We start from the raw sequence: 19,310 nt of genomic DNA, 5'->3' as shown, positions 1-19,310 counted from the left end.
TCGGTAAAGAAGCGTGAGTTGGCGGGGTTTGGGGCAGTGACTATGGTCCTGCCGTGACTTGGGGAGCTCAAGCGAGTCGGCCTTGGGGAAAGTTTAGGCCTCTCGTTCTGAGTGAAGTCGGTAGTGGGCATTATCGAATGAAGTTCAGCCGTCAGACAACGCTTCGCGCGCAAGCCACCGTGACTGGCGTCGGCGTTCACTCTGGTCTTCCTGTTCATCTCACGCTCGGACCTGCGCCGGTTGATGCGGGCTTCATCTTCATCCGCACCGGTCTCGATGGTTCCGACCGTGAAATTACGGCCACCGCCGACGCCGTGATCGCAACCGACTTTGCGACGGTGCTGGGTGACCGCGAAGGGCCGCTGGTTTCCACCGCGGAACACGTGCTCGCCGCACTGCGGGGTATGGGTGTCGACAACGCCACCATCGAAGTCGACGGCCCCGAAGTTCCGATCATGGACGGCAGCGCCGCTGCGTTCGTCGCGGCGATCGATCAGGCCGGCATCGTCGCCCAGCCCGGCGTCCGCCGCTTCATCCAGGTCTTGAAGCCGGTGCAGGTCAAGATCGGCGATTCGGTCGGCGAGCTGCGTCCGTTTGCCGGCGGCTTCCGCGCCGAGGTCGAGATCGATTTCACCAACCCTGTGATCGGCCGCCAGAACTTCACCTTTGATCTTTCGCCGGAAGCTTTCCGCCGCGACGTCGCGCGGGCCCGGACCTTCGGCTGCATGAACGATGTGGCCCGGCTCTGGGGCGCGGGCTTCGCGCTCGGCGCCTCCTTCGACAATACCGTGGTGTTCGACGAGACCCGCCTGCTCAATACCGAAGGCCTGCGCTACGCCGACGAGTGCGCTCGCCACAAGGTTCTGGACGTGATCGGGGATCTCGCGCTGGCCGGCCTGCCGCTGCTCGGCAGCTTCCGTTCCTCCCGCGGCGGCCACAAGCTCAACAACGCCTTGCTGAAGGCCCTGATGACCGACCGCAGCGCCTGGCGGGTGGTCGAATCGGAGACCACGCGGCGGCCGTCCCGTGGCTATGCAGAAGCCGGCGCCGGCACGGTTGGCGGCCTGATCGCCCCGGCCTACGGCCCGGACGTGTCCTGATCGTCGCAGCCGGACGTCGTTCGTCCGGATTTTACCAGTCACGACCGCGACCCCGGGCGACACCCGGCCGCCTTAATCCGGGCGAAATGGCTGCGTATTCGGTTTTGCCAAGACCATTTTTCGGCTAAACGGGCCTGCGGCCACACGATACGGCGCCAACGGCACGGGACTACCGCGGGGAATATTAAGTCCATGATTGCGGTTCGTGGACGGAGTGGGCTTCGCCGTTAACCGCATCACAGGCGTCAGGTTCTATATTTCATGTCGGCAATGCGTATGGCGCTCGAACCACGCAATTCTTCTGATGTCTCCGGCCTCGCACGGGCCGCGCGCACGCTGCGTTTCGCGGCGGGCCTCGTCATGCTGGCGCTGCCGCTGAGCGGCTGCGGCACCGGCGCGCTGTGGGACAAGTTCATGGCCAAGGACGATACCTTCGTCGATGAGCCCGCGGACAAGCTCTACAATGAGGGCTTGTACATGATGAACCAGAAGAAGGACCTGAAGGCCGCCACCAAAAAGTTCGAGGAAGTCGACCGCCAGCACCCCTATTCGGACTGGGCGCGCAAGTCGCTGCTGATGTCGGCCTACGCCTCCTATCAGGCGGGTGACTACGACAGCTGCATCGGCTCGGCGACGCGCTACGTCACGCTGCATCCCGGCAGCCCGGACGCCTCCTACGCCCAGTACCTGATCGCCGCCTCGCATTTCGACCAGATCCCGGACATCTCGCGCGACCAGGGCCGCACCGAGAAGGCGATCGCGGCGCTGGAAGAGGTGGTGCGCAAATATCCGACCTCGGAATATTCGACCGAGGCCAAGGCCAAGATCGAAGCCGCGCGCGACCAACTCGCCGGAAAGGAGATGGCGGTCGGCCGCTATTACATGGGCCGGCGCGACTACACCGCCGCCATCAACCGCTTCAAGGCGGTGGTGACGCAGTACCAGACCACGCGCCATGTCGAAGAGGCGCTCTACCGGCTCACCGAAGCCTATATGTCGATCGGCATCGGACCCGAAGCCCAGACCGCGGCCGCCGTGCTCGGCCACAATTTTCCTGACAGCCGCTGGTACAAGGACGCCTATAATCTAGTAAAGTCCGGCGGTCTCGAGCCGAGCGAGAATCAGGGTTCCTGGATCAGCAGGACCTTCAAGAAGATGGGTCTCGGCTAGGAATTGTCCTCGCATGCTGGCGCGTCTGTCGATCCGTGACATCGTCCTGATCGAACGGCTCGATATCGAATTCTCCCGCGGCCTCGCCGTGCTGACCGGCGAAACCGGCGCCGGCAAATCCATCCTGCTCGATGCCTTCGCGCTCGCGCTCGGCGGCCGCGGCGATGCGACCCTGGTGCGGCATGGCGCCGAGCAGGGCCAGGTCACCGCTGTCTTCGACGTGCCGAAGGGGCACCCGGCGGCAAAGATCCTCGCCGAGAACGGGCTCGACGACACGAGTACTGAAGAAACTTGCGAGATGATCCTGCGCCGCGTGCAGCTTGCCGACGGCCGCACCCGGGCCTTCATCAACGATCAGGCGATCAGCGTGCAGACGCTGAAGGCGGTCGGCACGGCGCTGGTCGAAATCCACGGCCAGCATGACGAGCGCGCGCTGGTCGACGCGACAACCCATCGCCAACTGCTCGACGCCTTCGCCGGGCTCGAAAAGGACACCGCCGCGCTCGAAGCGCTGTGGGATATCAGACGCACCGCGACATCAGCGGTCGACGAGCATCGCGCCGGCATGGAACGCGCCGCGCGCGAGGCCGACTATCTGCGCCACGCCTCGCAGGAGCTGAAGACGCTGGCGCCGAAGGAGGGCGAGGAGACCGAGCTCGCGGGTCGCCGCACCACCATGATGCAGGGCGAGAAGATCGCGACCGATCTGCGCGAGGCGCAGGAGGCGATCGGCGGCTCGCATTCGCCGGTGGCCTCGCTCTCGGCCGCAGTGCGCCGGCTGGAGCGGCGCGCCGCCAACGCGCCTTCGCTGATCGAGCCGGCGGTGAAGGCGATCGATATTGCGATCAACGCGCTGGAGGAGGCCGACCAGCATCTGCACGCCGCGCTGGCCGCGACCGATTTCGACCCGGCCGAGCTCGAGCGCATCGAGGAGCGGCTGTTCGCGCTGCGCGCCGCCTCGCGCAAATATTCGACGCCGGTGGATCTGCTGGCGGCGCTGGCGACCCAATATGCCAACGACGTCGCGCTGATCGATGCCGGCGCCGAGCAATTGAAGCAGCTCGAAGCCGCTGCCGGCGAGGCCGACAAGCGCTATGCCGCCGCCGCAGCAAAGCTGTCGGCGGCGCGGGTCAAGTCGGCCGACAAGCTCAACAAGGCCGTCAATGCCGAGCTCGCGCCGCTCAAGCTCGAGCGCGCAAAGTTCATGACCCAGGTCGAATCAGACGCGGCGTCGCCGGGCCCGCAGGGCATCGACCGCGTCGAGTTTTGGGTGCAGACCAATCCCGGCACCAAGCCGGGGCCGATGATGAAGGTCGCCTCCGGCGGCGAGCTGTCGCGCTTCCTGCTGGCGCTCAAGGTCGTGCTGGCCGATCGCGGCTCGGCGCCCACGCTTGTGTTCGACGAAATCGATACCGGCGTCGGCGGTGCGGTGGCGGATGCGATCGGTTCGCGGCTGGCGCGGCTTGCCGGCAAGGTGCAGGTGATGGCGGTGACGCACGCGCCGCAGGTCGCGGCCCGCGCCGGCCAGCACCTCCTGATCTCCAAGGACGCCCTCGACCGCGGCAAGCGCGTCGCCACCCGCGTCAACGCGCTCGCCGCCGACCACCGCCGCGAGGAGATCGCGCGCATGCTGGCCGGCGCCGAGATCACCGCCGAGGCGAGGGCGGCCGCGGAACGGCTGCTGCGGGCGGCGAGTTAGTCGCTTCATGGCCACCAAAGCGAAGAAAGCGCTGGTCGACGTCGACAAGCTCACCAAGGCCCAGGCCAAGGTCGAGCTGACACGGCTTGCGCTCGAGCTCGAAGGCCACGACAAGCGCTACTACCAGGACGACGCGCCCAGCGTCACCGATGCCGAATACGACGCGCTGCGGCAGCGCTACAATGCGATCGAAAAACGCTTTCCCGAATTCGTCACCGCGGAGTCGCCGTCGCAGAAGGTCGGCGCGGCGCCGTCGGGACGGTTCAGGAAGGTGCGCCATTCGCTGCCGATGCTGTCGCTCGACAATGCGTTCGCGGAGGAAGACGTGGTCGACTTCGTTGGCCGCATCACGCGCTTCCTGAAGCTGCCGGACGACAAGATCGATTTCTCGGCCGAGCCGAAGATCGACGGGCTCTCGATGTCGCTGCGCTACGAGGGCGGCGAGCTCGTCACCGCCGCGACCCGCGGCGACGGCGCCGAGGGCGAGGACGTCACCGCCAATATCCGCACGCTGGAAGATGTGCCCGAGAGGCTGAAGGGCCGCAACGTGCCTGATATCTGCGAGGTGCGCGGCGAGGTCTACATGACCAAGAAGGCGTTCCTGGCGCTGAACGAGCGGCAGAAGGCCGCCGGCGACACCATCTTCGCCAATCCGCGCAATTCGGCGGCGGGCTCGCTGCGGCAGAAGGATCCTGGTATCACCGCCTCGCGCCCGCTCGGCTTCTTCGCCTATGCCTGGGGCCAGATGAGCGCGATGCCGGAAGGCACCCAGACCGGCATGATCCACTGGTTCGAGCGCTGCGGCTTCAAGACCAATCCGCTGACCAGACTGTGCCACTCGGTCGAGGAGCTGATCGCCTTCCATCGCAAGATCGAGGAGCAGCGCGCCGAGCTCGACTACGACATCGACGGCGTCGTCTACAAGGTCGACCGCATCGACTGGCAGGAGCGGCTCGGCTTCGTCTCGCGCACGCCGCGCTGGGCGATCGCGCACAAATTCCCGGCCGAGCGCGCCATGACCGTGCTGCGCGACATCGAGATCCAGGTCGGGCGCACCGGCTCGTTCACTCCGGTCGGCAAGCTCGAGCCGGTCGGCGTCGGCGGCGTCATCGTGCAGAACGTCACGCTGCACAATGAGGATTACATCAAGGGCATCGGCAACAAGGGCGAGGTGCTGCGCGAGGGCCGCGACATCAGGATCGGCGACACCGTCGTGATCCAGCGCGCCGGCGACGTGATCCCGCAGGTGGTCGACGTCATCATCGACAAGCGGCCGAAAAGCGCGAAGGAATTCCACTTCCCGAAGAAGTGCCCGTGCCCGCTGCACACCGACGTGGTGCGCGAGGAAACCGCGACCGGCGAGGAAGGTTCGCGGCTGCGCTGCAGCGGCGAGTTCGCCTGTCCGTTCCAGAAGGTCGAGCACCTGATCCTGTTCGTGTCGCGCCGCGCCTTCGACATCGACGGCCTCGGCCAGAAGCAGCTGCAGTACTTCTTCGACGAGGGCTGGGTGAAGGAGCCGGCCGACATCTTCACGCTGCCGAAGCGCAACGCGAAGCTGAAGCTGGAGGAGATCGAGGGCTACGGCGAAATCTCGGTGCGCAATCTGTTCGCCTCGATCGACAGTCGGCGCAGGATCGGGCTGGAGCGCTTCATCTACGCGCTCGGCATGCGCCATGTCGGCGAGACCACCGCGCTGGCGCTGGCCCGCGGCTACGGCTCGTGGGACGCCTTCCACGACGCCTGCCTCAAGGTCGCCAAGGGCGACGAGGAGGCGATCGCCGAAATGGACGCGCTCGACCAGATCGGCGACACCGTGATCAAGAGCATCGCCGACTATTTTGGCGAGAGCCACAATCGCGGCATCGTCGAGCGGCTGACCGGGGAGCTCACCGAGATCATCGACGCCGAGAAGCCGAAGAGCAACTCGGCGGTCGCCGGCAAGACCGTGGTGTTCACGGGATCGCTGGAGAAGATGACCCGCGACGAGGCCAAGGCCACCGCCGAGCGGCTGGGTGCCAAGGCGGCCGGCTCGGTCTCGAAGAAGACCGACTATGTGGTCGCAGGGCCGGGCGCCGGCTCCAAGCTTGCCGAAGCGCAGAAGCACGGCGTCACGGTGCTGACCGAGGACGAGTGGCTGAAGCTGATCGGGGAGTGAGCGACACTTTCTCCGTCATTGCGAGCAAAGCGAAGCAATCCATCCCTCCACTCGCGGCGCCATGGATTGCTTCGCTTCGCTCGCAATGACGGGATAGGGGAGTAGGGCGCGCGCTCTCCACATCTTCCGCTGTCGTCACCCGCGAAGGCGGGTGACCCAGTATTCCAGAGACGGCAGTGTTTCACTCGATAGGCCGCGGCGTACTGGGGCCCCCGCTTTCGCGGAGGACGACATCGGCGAGTGCGGCACGACCGCGCCTCACATCATTCCCGACTCTTCCTCTTCCGCCTTCTCGATCAGCTCCTCGCTGACCACCAGCTTCCGCCGCGGCACGATGAAGACCATGGTCGCGGCGCAGGCGAGCGAGATCGCAAAGATCGCTGCCATCAGCGGCAGCGTCGAGGTGGAGTGGCCGCCGAGATAGGCGCCGAATTGCGAGATCAGCGCGCCGATGCCCTGCTGCAGAAAGCCCATCGCGCCGGAGGCGGTGCCGGCGGCCTCGGGACGGACGCTGATTGCGCCGGCGGCCGAGTTGGCCATCACGAAGGCGTTGGCGACCATCACGATCATCTGGGTGCCGAACAGCCAAAGCGGTGTTTGGTTCAGCCCGGCAAAACTCCAGATCAGGTTCAGGAAGCTGCCGCCGAGCTGCAGCGCGAGGCCGAACCAGATCAGTTTCTCCAGCGAATGCCGCGGCGCGAACCGCACGCAGAGCAGATTGCCGACCAGATAGGCGAATCCGGTGCACGCGAACCACGCGCCGTATTCGGCGCTGCTGCGGCCCATCTGGGTCACCACGATGTAGGGGCCGCCGCCGGCGAAGGCGAAGATGATCTGCGAGGCCAGCACCTGGCACAGCATGTAGCCGACGAAGGCGCGGCTCGTCATCAGCCTGCCGAGGTCGCCGCGAAAGCTGGAGTTCTCGGTGCGGTCGCGCCGGGTTTCGGGCAGCGCCGCGGCGATGAAGATCGCGACCGCCAGCGATGCCGCGGTGATGAAATAGAGGATCGCATGCCAGCCGAACGCGGTCTCCAGGAGGCCGCCGGTCAGCGGGCTCAGCATCTGCGCGATCATCAGCGCGGCGACGACCAGGCTGATCATGGGACCGATCCGCTCGCGCGGATAGAGGTCGCGGATGATGGCGCGGCTGATCACCATGCCGCTGGCGCCGCCGAGCGCCTGGAAGAAGCGCGCGGCGATCAGCTGCGGCAGGGTTTGCGCGAACACCGAGCCGATGCCGGCTACGACCATCAGGCCGAGGCCGGCGAGCAGCACCGGGCGGCGGCCGAATTTGTCGGACAGCGGCCCCATGATCAGCTGCGACAGCGCGATGCCGACCATGTAGAGCGACACCGTCATCTGCGCGATCGAGATATCGCGGCCGAAATCGGTCGCGAGCACCGGCAGCGCCGGAACCAGCATGTAGAGCGAGATCGGCGCCACGCCCGTCATCACGACGAGCATCAGCAGCATGACCCTCGATGTCGCGATGTTGTCCTTTGCCGCGCCGGGCGGCTTGCCCATCACGCCGTGCATTCAGGTCCGTTTCCGCATTGTGAATCGACTGTAGTGATCTTGTCCGCGCGGAATACGTGTGTTTCGGCATGCGCCCATGCCGATTCCGGGAAGCGCGTGGGTGATATTTCGCCTAGCGCAACAAGCGCTGCCGTCGTCCTCCGCGAAAGCGGGGGACCCAGTATTCCAGAGGCAGTCGTTGTTAAGCCGATAGGCCGCGGCGTACTGGATCCCCCGCCTTCGCGGGGGATGACACCGAATATGTGGAACGTGTGCTACTACAACTTCGCGGTCGCCTCATCGAGCCACAGCTTGGTAGCGTCATCGTCGAGCTGCGGCCGCACCGTGCGATTCACGCGGGCGTGGTAATCGTTGAGCCACGCCAGTTCGCCTTCGCTCAACATGCCGACCTCGATCAGGCGGCGGTCGATCGGCGCCAGCGTCAGCGTCTCGAACGCGTTGACCGGCTTCTCGGCGCCGGCGATGTCGGTGCCGATCACGAGCTCGAGGTTCTCGATCCTGATCCCGTAAGCATCGGTCTTGTAGTAGCCGGGCTCGTTGGACAGGATCATGCCGCGCTTCAGCGGTGTAGTGCCGAGCTTCGAGATCCGCGCCGGCCCTTCGTGGACGCTGAGATAGCTGCCGACGCCGTGGCCGGTGCCGTGCTCGAAATCGACGCCGGCGGCCCACAGATATTGCCGCGCCAGCGTATCGAGCTGCGCGCCGGTGGTGCCGTCGGGAAAGATCGCGCGCGCGATCGCGATATGGCCGCGCAGCACGCGGGTGAAGCGGTCGCGCATCTCGGCGGTCGGCGTGCCGATCGCGATGGTGCGGGTGACGTCGGTGGTGCCGTCCTGATACTGCGCGCCGGAATCGATCAGCAGGAGATCGCCGGGCTCGATCCGGCGGTTGCTCTTGCGGGTGACGCGGTAATGCACGATGGCGCCGTTCGGCCCGGTGCCGGCGATGGTCGGGAACGAGACGTCCTTCAACGCCCCGGTCTCGCGGCGGAAGGTCTCCAGCGCCTCGACGGCGTCGATCTCGGTGAGCCCGCCGGACGGCGCCGAGCGATCGATCCAGGCGAGGAAGCGCGTCAGCGCCACCGCGTCGCGCTGGTGCGCGGTGCGGGTGCCCGCGATCTCGGTGCTGTTCTTCACCGCCTTCAAGAGGCTGACCGGATCGCTGCCGCGCACCGGCTTGCCGCCGGCGCTTGCAATCAGGCGGCTGAGCGCATCCGCCGCGGTCGCGCCATCGAGCGCGATCGAGGTGCCGCGTTTGGCGAGCTCGGTGAGCGTCGGCGACAGCGCCGCCGGCTCCTCGACATCGGCGGACTGCTGCAGATGGTCGCGGGTCGAATTCGACAGCTTGCGGTGATCGATGAACACCTTTGGCCGGCCGTCCTTGGGCACCAGCGCGTAGGACAGCGGAAGCGGCGTATGCGAGACGTCGGCGCCGCGGATGTTGAAGGTCCATGCCACCGCGTGGCTGTCGGACAGCACCAGCGCATCGACGCCGAGCTTGTTGATCTCGAGCTGGATGCGCTTGAGCTTTTCCGCCTCGATCTCGCCGGAATATTGCGCGCCGTGGATGGTGACCGGGCCGAGCGGCGGGGCCGGCCGTTCGCTCCAGATCGCATCGACCGGATTGCTCTCGACCGCAACCAGCTCGGCGCCGGCCTTGGCGCAGGCGGCGGCCAGTCGTTCCGCTGCCGAAGATGTGTGCAGCCAGGGATCAAATCCGAGGCGGTCGCCGGCGGAAAGATGTCGCGTCAGCCAGTGCTCCGGCGGCGGATCAACCAGCGGCTCGATCTGCCAGGCCTTGCGGTCGACCTGCTTGCCGGCCTGCAGCGTGTAGCGGCCGTCGACAAAGACGGCGGCTTCTTTGGCCAGCACGATCGCAAGCCCCGCCGATCCGGTGAAGCCGGTCAGCCAGGCGAGGCGCTCCTCGGACGGGGCGACATATTCGTTCTGCTGCTGGTCGGCGCGCGGAATCACGAACCCCGTCAGCTTGCGGCGCGCGAGCTCGGCACGGAACGCGCTCAGGCGCGCGGTCAGCGCCACGCCGCTCTCGGGTTCCTCGAATGTCTGGAAATGGGCTTCGAACATCGCCTTCGCACTCTCTTCGAATTGAACATCATCGCGTCAACGCGCCACTGAGGTCGCAAGTCGTCGCGATGCTCCACTTTCGCTGGACAAGTCCGCAATGCGGACGGCATGTCCATACTTTTGGCATAGCTTATGCTTGAATCGTGGCATAGTGGAAACGATCGAACGATGTCCACGCGTTCGTCAAGTGTACCGGGAGTGTCCAGGAGTGTCTCAACTCAACGGCGAGGAGATGCACCATGCCTGCATTCACGTTTGAGAAGATTTCGCCGCCGGAGCCCCGCGGCCCGAACCCGCCGGTCGAACCGAAGCCCCGCGGTGTGATCTTCCAGGTCCTGGACCGTCTGGCCGACGCGCGCACCCGCCGCAAGCTGAAGCAGAACGATGTCGCGGTCAGCCGCGATCCTGCGGCGCCCGAATAGAAGCGCGTTACTGTTCCAGATCGGACGCCCGCGCCACCGTCGCATTGACCACCCTGGTGCCTTCGAGCTCGCGCACGATCCGCTCGCCGGGGCCGACGATGCCGAGATCGAACTCGCGCTCTGCGGTCACCAGCGTCATGCGCTGGCCGACGATGACGACGACCATCATGTCGAGCGTTTCGCCGGATAGCGCCCATTCCCGCAGCTCGCTCCGGAACGGCTCCTTGCGCCACGCGTCGGGAAAGCCGGGATCGCAGCGGACCTCGAGGCCATCCTCCGACGTCGTCAGCACCAGCTTTGACTTGCTGGGCTTCCAGTGCTCTTCCAGCAGCTCATTGACCAGCCAGACGCAGCTGAAGCACCGGCATTCCGCCGGCCGGTCCGCGTAAATCCGGCAGCCACGTCCCGGCCTGCAGTGCGGACACCACGCGTTGGCCGGCTTCGCCAGTTCCTCGATCGCCATCACCTTGCAGCAGAGCGTGCAGTCGCCGCACTGTCTGCCGGTGGTATTCATTAGAGCATGGTCCGGAAAAGTGGGAACCGGTTTTCCGAAAAGACCATGCTCAAACAAGACAAGCTCATGATGTGATTCCTGATCGCATCATGAGCTTGCACGCAGCAGCAGGCTGCTCCAGCCCTCGATCCTGAGATGCCGTAGCGGCACCAGCCCGCGGGCGCGGTAGGCGGCGATCACCGCCGGCGCCTGGTGGGTCAACAGGCCCGACAGGATGACCTGCGCCGAGGAGGCGAGGTGCCGCGTCATCGGACCGGCCAGCTGCCGCAGCGGGTTGGCGAGGATGTTGGCGAGCACGAGGTCGAACGGGCCGTCCTCGGCAAAGCGCGGCGCGGCAAAGCCGGTGGCCTGGATCACGTCGACCAGATGTCCCGCGCCGTTGAGGTGGGCATTCTCCGCGGCGACCTTGACCGACGGCGGATCGATGTCGCTCGCCAGCACGCGGCCATGTAGTGCCTTGGCGGCGGCGATGGCTAACACCCCGGTACCGGTGCCGAGGTCGAGCACACGGCGCGGCTGATAGGCCTTCAGCACATGGTCGAGCAGCAGCAGGCAGCCGCGCGTGGTGCCGTGATGACCGGTGCCGAAGGCGAGTGCCGCCTCGATCTCGATGCCAAGCTTGTTCGGCGGAACCTTCTCGCGGTCATGCTGGCCGTGGACGACGAAGCGGCCGGCCGCGACCGGGACGAGGTCGTCCAGGCTGGCCTTGACCCAGTCCTTCGCCTCCACGGTGTCGAAAACTAGAGTAGATGCGACATCCTGCCGCACCTGTCCGACGAGGTCCCGAAGCAGCTCCTGGTCCGGCGCCTCGGCAAAATGAACGGTGACGTCCCAGCGGCCGTCGGGCCGCTCGAACGCGGCGAAGGCCGCCTGATCCTCGAAAAACGTCTCGGAAAGCACGTCGACCACCCGCTTTGCGGTCGATTCGTCCGGAAGGGTGAGGCTGGCGCGGTGCGTGGAGGGGGTCATCGAAGGGCCGGTAGCGCAGTTTTTGTTAAAATTTCAAGCCGGATTCATTCGAATATCGCGAGAATTGATAGGTTCCCGATTCAATCAACCTTAGATTTTTCCGGGCTATTACGGAATTGGAACGCGGAGTTCCATGGAGCTGGAAGTTCCAAGGGCATCACAACTTAGGGCAGGACTACAATGAAGGCATTTATCGTTAGATTTTTGCGGGATGAGTCCGGCGCCACGGCCATCGAATACGGCCTGATCGCGACCGGCATTGCGATCGCCATCATCGCTGCGGTGAACGGCGTCGGTAGCTCGCTGAGCGGCACCTTCAACTCGATCAGCAGCTCGCTCAAGTAACTGAGCTGCTGACGGCGTTCTCAGGCACCGGGTGATCTTTCGCCCGGTGCTTTCTTTTTGGCCGGTTGTCCACAGCCCGGCCCTCAATCATTCCACCGGATATCCAGCGCATCGTGGCGCGGTAGTCGGCGCGTCCTCCACAGCCCGTCCACCGTGGTTTCCACCGATTGTCCCGAAAGGGCTACGCGGTCTTTCCACGATCGATCCACCGCTTGTCCCCACGGCTTTCCACAGGTTGCAGCGAGGCGCGCCCCGCTAAAGCATGATCCGGAAAAGTGTGAAGCGGTTTTCCGGAAAGATCATGCTCAAAACAAAGAGCTAAAGCGCGATGATGATTCAACCCGATCTCATCGCGCTTTACGCGAACAGCGCGCGGTGGTCGGCGAGGATGGCGCGGGCGGCGTTGTGGCCGGGGGCGCCGGTGACGCCGCCGCCGGGATGGGCGCCGGAACCGCAATGGTAGAGGCCCTTGAGGGGCCCGCGGTAGTCGGCATGGCCGAGCATCGGCCGCGCCGAGAACAATTGGTTCAGCGTCAGCGCGCCATGAAAAATGTCGCCGCCGAGCAGGCCGAACTGCCGCTCGAGGTCGAGCGGCGACAGGATCTGGCGGCCGAGCACCGAGCCGGCGAAACCGGGGGCGTATTGATCGACGGTTGCGATCATGAGGTCGGCGACCTCCTCGCGATGATCATCCCAGGATTTGCCGTCCGGCAATTGCGGCGCGACATGCTGGCAGAACAGACTGGCGACATGCTGGCCGGGCGGACTCAGCGTGTCGTCGAGCGTCGAGGGAATCAGCATTTCCACCACCGGCGCGCGGCTCCAGCCGTGGTCGCAGGCATCGCGAAAGGCGCGATCCATGTAGCCGAGGCTCGGCGCAATGATGATGCCCGCGGTGAGGTGATCGCCTGCGCCCGATAGCGCGGTGAACGAGGGCAGGGCAGCGAGCGCGACGTTCATCCGGAACGTGCCGGAGCCGTTGCGCCAGCGCGCGATGCGCGCGAGGAAATCGCCCGCCAGCGCGCCGGCCGGCACCAGCCGCGTATAGAGCAGCTTTGGATTGACGTTCGAAGCGACGTATCTGGCGCGGATGGTCTCGCCATTGTCGAGCACGACGCCGACCGCGCGGTCCTTCTCGACGATCACCTCGCGCACCGCGGCGTCGGTCGCGATCTCGGCGCCGTGGCCGCGTGCGGCCCGCGCCATCGCCTGCGTGATCGCGCCCATGCCGCCGATGGCGTGGCCCCAGACGCCCTTCTTGCCGTTCACCTCGCCGAAGGCGTGGTGCAGCATCACATAGGCCGAGCCGGCCGCATACGGGCTGGCATAATTGCCGACGATGGCGTCGAAACCGAACAGCGCCTTGACGAGGTCGCTCTCGAAGCGCTCGTCAAGCATCTCGCCGGCCGAGCGCGTGAACAGGTCGAGCAGATTGCGCTGCTGCTCGAGCGACAGCCGCCGCAGGATGTTGGCGGTGCCGAGTGCGTTGACCGCCTCGCTCATCGCGCTGAGGCCAAAACCCTCGACGATGTTCGGCGGCGCCCGCAGGACGAATTGGCGCAGCACGTCGGCGATGGCTTCGAGTTCCTGTGAGAACGCGCCGATGGTTTCGGCGTCGCGCTGGCTCAATCGTGCGACCGAGTCGGCGGTGCGGCCTTCGCCGGTGAGCAGGTAGCTGCCATCCGGCGCCGGGAGAAAATTCTGGGCGCGGCGCTCGACGATCGTAAGGCCGTGCTCGGCGAGTTTCAGGTCAGAAACAATTTTCGGGTTGAGCAGGCTCACCGTGTAGGCGGCAACCGAATTGCGAAAACCCGGAACGAACTCTTCGGTGACTGCGGCGCCGCCGACCACCTTGCGGCGTTCCACAACCTTGACCCGCAGCCCGGCCATCGCGAGATAGGCCGCGCAGGTGAGGCCGTTATGCCCCGCACCGATGATGACGACGTCGGTTTCGTTCATGTCCGCTTCAAGAACCGTTGACTGGAGCATGATCCGGAAAAGTGGCGACCGGTTTCCAAAAGATCATGCTCAAAATGATCCAGCGTGCTGTCGCGCCGCAGCGGCGCTTCGTCAAGTGCATGTGATTGCGGTTTCTTGCCCACGATAGTGCCATATGCTCAACTCAAACCCTCCGGTGCGGTGCCGCCGGCCTCCCTTCCGGCGCCCGCCGGGTCCATGCCGGAGCTTTCATGAATTCTGAGCCGTCCGCCTCGCGAAACCGGCTGGTGCTGGTCGTCTACACCGCCGCGATCTTCGTCAGCGCGCTGCTGCTGTTCTCGGTGCAGCCGCTGTTCACCAAGATGGTGCTGCCGCGGCTCGGCGGCTCGCCGGCGGTGTGGTCGGTGGCGATGGTGTTCTTCCAGTCGCTGCTGCTCGGCGGCTATGCCTATGCGCATCTCCTGATGAAGCTGAAGCGCCGCGTCGTTCCGGTCGCGGTGCATCTCGTGCTGCTGGTGATCGCGCTGCTGACGCTGCCGCTGGCGATCAGGAGCGGCTGGGGCGAGCCGCCGCAGTCCGGCTATGCGGTCTGGCTGCTCGGCCTGTTCGCGGTCTCGATCGGGCTGCCGTTCTTCGCGCTCGCCGCCAACAATCCGCTGCTGCAGGCCTGGTTCGTGCGCACCGGCCACCCCGACGGCCCCGATCCGTATTTCCTCTACGCATCCTCCAACATCGGCAGCTTTCTCGCGCTGCTGTCCTACCCGGTGCTGCTGGAGCCGGTGTTCACCCTGCGCAGCCAGAACCTGATCTGGACCTGCGGCTACGGTCTCCTGATCGTGCTGATCGCGGGCTGCGGCCTGTTGCTGCTGCGCGCGCCGGCCAATGCGGCTGCGCTCAACATGCCGGCCGACGAGGCCAGCGCGCCGGCGCCGTCCTGGCTGCTGCGCGCGCGCTGGATCTTCCTCGCCGCGGTGCCGTCGGGCCTTTTGATCGCGGTGACGGCGCACATCTCGACCGACGTCGCGGCCGCGCCGCTGCTCTGGGTGCTGCCGCTGTCGCTGTATCTGTTGACCTGGGTGCTGGTGTTCCAGTCGCGGCCGCTGCTGCCGCACAAATGGATGCTGTTGGCGCAGCCGCTGGCGATCGCGGGCGTCGTGGTGCTGCTCGCGGTCGGCGGCGAGCAGAATTTGCTGCTGACGCTCGGCGGCCACCAGCTCTGCTTCTTCATCATCGCGATGGCCTGCCATGGCGAGCTCGCGCGGACGCGGCCCGCGGCAAAATATCTCACCGGCTTCTACGTCGCGCTGTCGTTCGGCGGCATGGTCGGCGGACTGTTCGCCGGATTGATCGCGCCGTTCAGCTTCTCCTGGGTCGCCGAATATCCGATCCTGCTGGCGCTGGCGGCGCTGTGCCGCCCGACCGGCACCGAGCGGCTGCCGCGCTGGAGCGCATGGTACTGGCCGTTCCTCGCCGTGCTGGCGGTGGCGCTGCTCGCGCCGAGCTATTTTGCCGGCGAGATCTTCAACTGGCTCGACGACCACAGGGTCCGGATGATCGGTGCCGTCGGCGTGCTGTCGGCACTGCTGGCGCTTGCGTTGAATGCGACGCGCTGGAAGATCTTTGCCACCGTGATCGTCGCGCTGGTGCTGCTGCGCGCCTATCCGTCCGACGACGGCCGGGTCGAAACCGTGCGCAGCTTCTTCGGCGTGCACAAGATCGTGGTGACGCCGAACGGGCAGTATCACGTGCTGATGCACGGCACCACGATCCACGGCGCCGAGAAGTTCAAGAACGACGACGGCACGCCGGTGACCGGGCGGCCCGAGCCGATCACCTATTATCACAAGGACGGCGGCATCGGCCGCGCGATCTCGGCGATCCGCGAGCGCAAGGGCGCGCCGCTGAAGGTCGCGGTGATCGGGCTCGGCTCGGGAACGCTGACCTGCGCGTCAGAGCGTGGTGAGGACTGGAAGTTCTTCGAGATCGACCAGTCGATGGTCGATACCGCGCGCGACCCAAAATACTTCACCTACATCCAGAATTGCGAGCCGAAGCTGAAGCCTGTGATCGGCGATGCGCGGCTGACCTTCGCCAAGGAGCCCGACGGCGTCTACGATCTCATCATCGTCGACGCCTATTCGTCGGACGCGATCCCGATCCACCTCGCGACCGAGGAGGCGATGGCGATCTACAAAGAGAAGCTGGCGCCGCAGGGCGCGGTGGTGATGCACGTCTCCAACCGGCATCTCGAGCTCGCCAGCGTCGTGGTCGGGATCGCCGACGCCAACGACCTGAAGAGCTGGGTCTACAGCGAGGATTCCGGCCGCGACAACGAGTACATCTTCTCGACCTCGGTCGTGGTCTCGGCGCGCGAGGAGGCCGATGTCGGCACGCTCGCATCATCGGATGTCTGGACCGAGACCGAGGCCAATGAGAAGCAGCGGGTCTGGACTGACGATTATTCGAACGTGCTCGGCGCGGTCTGGCGCCGCCTGCGCGACGGCGAGCAGTAGAGCTGCGTTGGATTTCTAGTTTGACGCGTTTTCTTCACGCAAATCCGCATCCGATCCGGATGAAGTTCAGAACAGGCTTTCGCTCGAACACGCTCTAGCGATCCTCCACCAGCAGCTTCGCAATCTGGGCGTTGACGATTGTAACGAACAGGTCGGGATCGTTGAACGCCCGCGCGGAGAGCATGGCGCCGTGAACCGAGGCCATCAGGATCTGGGCCTCGTCTTCCGGCCGCCCGTCCAACCGGAACAAGCGCTGCTCCGCGCCGGCCTGCAGCACTGCGGCGAGCCATCGCGCGAGCATATGGAAATACGCCTGCACGCGTGATGCAACTTCCGCCGGCAACATCGGCATCTCGCCGGCGAGCATGGCGCAGACGCAGAACGGCAGCGAGGCATCGCGAATGCACGTCTGCCAGAAGTTCAGATACGACTGCAGCTGGTCGGCCGGGCTTGCGAACTGCTCCTGGAGGGACTTGAGGCCGAGCTCGGCCTGCTGCCGGTAGCGATCCACCAGCGCCGCGACCAGCTCGGCCTTGGTCGGGAAGTGATGGTGAATGCTCGCCTTGCGGATGCCGATCGCCTCCGAAATGTCGGCATAGCTGAACGCGTTGTAGCCTCCCGCGACGATCAGGGACTGCGCAACGTCGAGGATTTTGTCTGCGGTCGAACTCATTGATCTCACGTCCGCCGCCTCGTGGCGGCTCGGTCTGAAACTGATTGCATCGCGGTGTCCTCACACGGACGTGTCCCACGTCCGGATTGACTCGGATCTTGTACCTTCCTACTAGTAGGTCGGTCATATCATCCTACTAGTAGATAGGCACAATAGGGAAACCGCCAATGCAAAGTCAAACCTCCCCAGTCAGCTGGCTGCGAACCTACTATTTCGGACGCGCCGTTTTCTCGATCGCCTGGATTGCGGCGGCCGTCCTGCTCCGCGGGCAGCCGGCCGTCGTCGCATTCCTGCTCGTGATCTATCCGGCATGGGACGCCGTTGCCAATCTGGCTGACGCCCGGGTCAATGGCGGCCTGATCGCCAATCCGTCCCAGACCTTGAACGTCGTGGTCAGCGCGGTGACGGCGCTCGCCGTGATCGCGGCGGTCGGCCACAGCCCCTACGCCGTGCTGGCGGTGTTCGGGGTTTGGGCGATCCTCGCGGGCCTGCTGCAACTCGCCACGGGGGCGAGGCGCTGGCGCCGCTATGGCGCGCAATGGGCGATGATCCTGAGCGGCGCGCAGTCTGCTCTCGCCGGCGGCTACATGATCAGCCAATCCATCGGCAGCGTTGCGCCGACGATCCTGGATATCGCGCCCTATGCGGGGTTCGGCGCGTTCTACTTCCTGCTATCGGCGATCTGGCTCGCCGCGACCGCCAATCGCAACGCGCACGCATAGGCGCCTCATCGCATCGACGCCGCGTCGGCCGGCTTCAATTGCCCGCTACTTCTTCTCGGCCGGCGCCGAGTCGACCGGGCCCGGCGCTGCGTTGGCCGGGCTCGGCGCCGCCGCTGTCAACAGCGGGATCGTCGACGGCGGCTCATCCTCATCGAGGAATTGCTGCACGGAGGTCTGGATCGACGACTTGACGCTGTCGGACCCGCGATCGCTGAGATCGTTGTGCTGAAACTCGGTCCTGACCACCTTGATGCCGGCCTTGGCGGCGGTGTCATCGTCGGGAACGACGCCGGGGTCGGCCTTGAAGTGCGGATCCTTGGAGCGGAACGACAGGATCTTGATCTTGCCGTCGGTGATGAAGGGGACGCGCAGATTGTCCAGCGTCACCACCTTCTTGACCAGCTCGGGATGCTGCTTGGCGAAGAACATCGAGATGTCGCCGCCGTTGGAATGGCCGATCAGGGTCAGGTGGCGAAAGTCCGCGTTGGGATAGCGCTTCTTGAGCTCATCGATCGCGCACATGATGTTGAAGGCGCCGCGGTTGTATTGCATGCGGCGGCCGACATATTCCTCGCCGACCTTGGTCACCATCGGCGCGTCGGTATCGAGATCATGCTGGATGCTGACGACGAGGTAGCCGCGCGAGGCGAAAACGTTGGTGAGGAACGAGTACTCGGTGTGCTTGACGGTGTTGCCGTGACTGAGGATCGCGACCGGCAGCTCGATCATGTCGGCCATCGCCTGCATCTCGCGGTCGCGCCGCACTGCGACCTCGACCGTCACGTTGCGGTCTTCGCGCAGGATGTCGTTGAAGGTCATCTCGGTGCGGCGGATGGCCCAGCGGTCTGCCGAGAAATAGGCCGCGATCGCCATGGCACACAGACAAAGGACGACGATGCCCCGTTTCATTGTGACCCCTGATCCTGCGTAACGTGGCTGCGCTCTGGCTCTGACATCATCAGGCACGTCGCGTGAAACGGCCCAAAGAGGCCGAGCGGGCGCTGTTCCGGCGAAATATCGGGCTAATTTTACAATCGGATGACGGCGCGACGACAAGCCCCGGTCCCGGAACCCGCCGGGGACCGGGAAGGGTCACAAACCGGTGAAGCGGGTTCGGAAGCGGATATCGGACAGCCGCGGGAGCGCTGTCCCGTTGGTTCAAGCGGGCGACGCGGTGAGGCGAGGTGCATCTCAGCGTGTAGCCCGGATGGAGCGCAGCGAAATCCGGGGGCGGTTTATCCGCGGAGAGACCGGCCTCGGATTGCGCTGCGCTCCATCCGGGCTCCCACCTCCCCTTGAAAAGGGGAGGTCGCTTTGCTCGCCAGAGCAAAGCGGGTGGGGATCTGCTCTCTCCACTTGGAGCGGAGCCTGCGGCTGACCCCCATCCCGACCTTCCCCCTTTCAGGGGGAAGGAGAAGACCTGTAGCCCGGATGAGCGGAGCGACATCCGGGGCGGCCCCGCATGTCGCT

General features: G+C 65.5%; 15 protein-coding genes. 8 read left to right on the top strand and 7 right to left on the bottom strand.

The window, feature by feature from the left end; translation table 11 throughout:
- Positions 1-137 precede the first annotated feature (137 nt).
- The 4 genes from lpxC to ligA all read left to right on the top strand — a co-directional run bounded on the left by lpxC (position 138) and on the right by ligA (position 6,124).
- Entirely contained in the window at positions 138-1,100 is a 963-nt protein-coding gene (gene lpxC / locus XH93_RS30965) for a UDP-3-O-acyl-N-acetylglucosamine deacetylase (RefSeq protein WP_139480092.1), read from the top strand.
- Between the two features lie 261 nt (positions 1,101-1,361).
- Complete coding sequence (locus XH93_RS30960) at positions 1,362-2,270, top strand: outer membrane protein assembly factor BamD (protein WP_244626777.1); 909 nt, start codon at positions 1,362-1,364, stop codon at positions 2,268-2,270.
- Positions 2,271-2,283: 13 nt separating this feature from the next.
- Entirely contained in the window at positions 2,284-3,969 is a 1,686-nt protein-coding gene (recN, locus tag XH93_RS30955) for a DNA repair protein RecN (protein WP_194470363.1), read from the top strand.
- Positions 3,970-3,976: 7 nt separating this feature from the next.
- Complete coding sequence (gene ligA / locus XH93_RS30950; protein ID WP_194470362.1) at positions 3,977-6,124, top strand: NAD-dependent DNA ligase LigA; 2,148 nt, start codon at positions 3,977-3,979, stop codon at positions 6,122-6,124.
- Positions 6,125-6,382: 258 nt separating this feature from the next.
- Here the strand turns inward: ligA and XH93_RS30945 are convergent, their stop codons facing one another.
- Positions 6,383-7,660, bottom strand: a complete 1,278-nt coding sequence (locus XH93_RS30945; protein ID WP_194470361.1) for a multidrug effflux MFS transporter — start codon at positions 7,658-7,660, stop codon at positions 6,383-6,385.
- A 257-nt stretch (positions 7,661-7,917) separates the two neighbouring features.
- Entirely contained in the window at positions 7,918-9,744 is a 1,827-nt protein-coding gene (locus XH93_RS30940; protein WP_194470360.1) for an aminopeptidase P family protein, read from the bottom strand.
- A 239-nt stretch (positions 9,745-9,983) separates the two neighbouring features.
- Here XH93_RS30940 and XH93_RS30935 point away from each other — a divergent pair, with 239 nt between their 5' ends.
- On the top strand, positions 9,984-10,166 hold the full coding sequence (locus tag XH93_RS30935; RefSeq protein WP_139863586.1) for a hypothetical protein: 183 nt from the start codon (positions 9,984-9,986) through the stop codon (positions 10,164-10,166).
- Positions 10,167-10,173: 7 nt separating this feature from the next.
- On the opposite strand, the gene XH93_RS30930 is transcribed toward XH93_RS30935, so the two are convergent.
- Entirely contained in the window at positions 10,174-10,680 is a 507-nt protein-coding gene (locus tag XH93_RS30930) for a hypothetical protein (RefSeq protein ID WP_194470359.1), read from the bottom strand.
- A gap of 87 nt (positions 10,681-10,767) precedes the next feature.
- Positions 10,768-11,649, bottom strand: a complete 882-nt coding sequence (locus XH93_RS30925) for a 50S ribosomal protein L11 methyltransferase (RefSeq protein WP_194470358.1) — start codon at positions 11,647-11,649, stop codon at positions 10,768-10,770.
- Between the two features lie 180 nt (positions 11,650-11,829).
- Here XH93_RS30925 and XH93_RS30920 point away from each other — a divergent pair, with 180 nt between their 5' ends.
- Complete coding sequence (locus XH93_RS30920; protein WP_139480104.1) at positions 11,830-11,994, top strand: Flp family type IVb pilin; 165 nt, start codon at positions 11,830-11,832, stop codon at positions 11,992-11,994.
- A gap of 357 nt (positions 11,995-12,351) precedes the next feature.
- Here XH93_RS30920 and XH93_RS30915 read toward each other — a convergent pair whose 3' ends face one another.
- Complete coding sequence (locus XH93_RS30915) at positions 12,352-13,953, bottom strand: NAD(P)/FAD-dependent oxidoreductase (RefSeq protein WP_194470357.1); 1,602 nt, start codon at positions 13,951-13,953, stop codon at positions 12,352-12,354.
- A gap of 230 nt (positions 13,954-14,183) precedes the next feature.
- Here XH93_RS30915 and XH93_RS30910 point away from each other — a divergent pair, with 230 nt between their 5' ends.
- Entirely contained in the window at positions 14,184-16,445 is a 2,262-nt protein-coding gene (locus XH93_RS30910) for a fused MFS/spermidine synthase (RefSeq protein WP_194470356.1), read from the top strand.
- A gap of 94 nt (positions 16,446-16,539) precedes the next feature.
- Here XH93_RS30910 and XH93_RS30905 read toward each other — a convergent pair whose 3' ends face one another.
- The gene (locus XH93_RS30905; protein WP_194470355.1) at positions 16,540-17,127 is read right to left on the bottom strand and encodes a TetR/AcrR family transcriptional regulator; all 588 of its coding nucleotides are present in this window, start codon (positions 17,125-17,127) and stop codon (positions 16,540-16,542) included.
- Between the two features lie 158 nt (positions 17,128-17,285).
- Here XH93_RS30905 and XH93_RS30900 point away from each other — a divergent pair, with 158 nt between their 5' ends.
- Positions 17,286-17,840, top strand: coding sequence for a DUF308 domain-containing protein (locus tag XH93_RS30900; protein ID WP_194470354.1), 555 nt, complete (start codon positions 17,286-17,288; stop codon positions 17,838-17,840).
- A gap of 45 nt (positions 17,841-17,885) precedes the next feature.
- Here the strand turns inward: XH93_RS30900 and XH93_RS30895 are convergent, their stop codons facing one another.
- A complete protein-coding gene (locus XH93_RS30895; RefSeq protein ID WP_194470353.1) occupies positions 17,886-18,749 on the bottom strand; it encodes an alpha/beta hydrolase in 864 nt (287 codons plus the stop codon).
- Positions 18,750-19,310: the final 561 nt, after the last annotated feature.

The organism is Bradyrhizobium sp. CCBAU 51753, assembly GCF_015291565.1.
Classification (GTDB): Bacteria; Pseudomonadota; Alphaproteobacteria; order Rhizobiales; family Xanthobacteraceae; genus Bradyrhizobium; species Bradyrhizobium ivorense.
The sequence above is the reverse complement of the archived record's forward strand: the minus strand, read 5'-3'. Positions and strand labels throughout refer to the sequence as shown.

Coding starts and splice junctions, on each gene's coding strand:
- XH93_RS30960 (WP_244626777.1), top strand. CDS start 1,362: ATGTCGGCAATGCGTATGGCGCTCGAACCACGCAATTCTTCTGATGTC.
- XH93_RS30915 (WP_194470357.1), bottom strand. CDS start 13,953: ATGAACGAAACCGACGTCGTCATCATCGGTGCGGGGCATAACGGCCTC.
- XH93_RS30910 (WP_194470356.1), top strand. CDS start 14,184: ATGAATTCTGAGCCGTCCGCCTCGCGAAACCGGCTGGTGCTGGTCGTC.
- XH93_RS30900 (WP_194470354.1), top strand. CDS start 17,286: ATGCAAAGTCAAACCTCCCCAGTCAGCTGGCTGCGAACCTACTATTTC.
- XH93_RS30925 (WP_194470358.1), bottom strand. CDS start 11,649: ATGACCCCCTCCACGCACCGCGCCAGCCTCACCCTTCCGGACGAATCG.
- XH93_RS30935 (WP_139863586.1), top strand. CDS start 9,984: ATGCCTGCATTCACGTTTGAGAAGATTTCGCCGCCGGAGCCCCGCGGC.
- lpxC (WP_139480092.1), top strand. CDS start 138: ATGAAGTTCAGCCGTCAGACAACGCTTCGCGCGCAAGCCACCGTGACT.
- XH93_RS30945 (WP_194470361.1), bottom strand. CDS start 7,660: ATGCACGGCGTGATGGGCAAGCCGCCCGGCGCGGCAAAGGACAACATC.
- recN (WP_194470363.1), top strand. CDS start 2,284: ATGCTGGCGCGTCTGTCGATCCGTGACATCGTCCTGATCGAACGGCTC.
- XH93_RS30940 (WP_194470360.1), bottom strand. CDS start 9,744: ATGTTCGAAGCCCATTTCCAGACATTCGAGGAACCCGAGAGCGGCGTG.
- ligA (WP_194470362.1), top strand. CDS start 3,977: ATGGCCACCAAAGCGAAGAAAGCGCTGGTCGACGTCGACAAGCTCACC.
- XH93_RS30930 (WP_194470359.1), bottom strand. CDS start 10,680: ATGAATACCACCGGCAGACAGTGCGGCGACTGCACGCTCTGCTGCAAG.
- XH93_RS30920 (WP_139480104.1), top strand. CDS start 11,830: ATGAAGGCATTTATCGTTAGATTTTTGCGGGATGAGTCCGGCGCCACG.
- XH93_RS30895 (WP_194470353.1), bottom strand. CDS start 18,749: ATGAAACGGGGCATCGTCGTCCTTTGTCTGTGTGCCATGGCGATCGCG.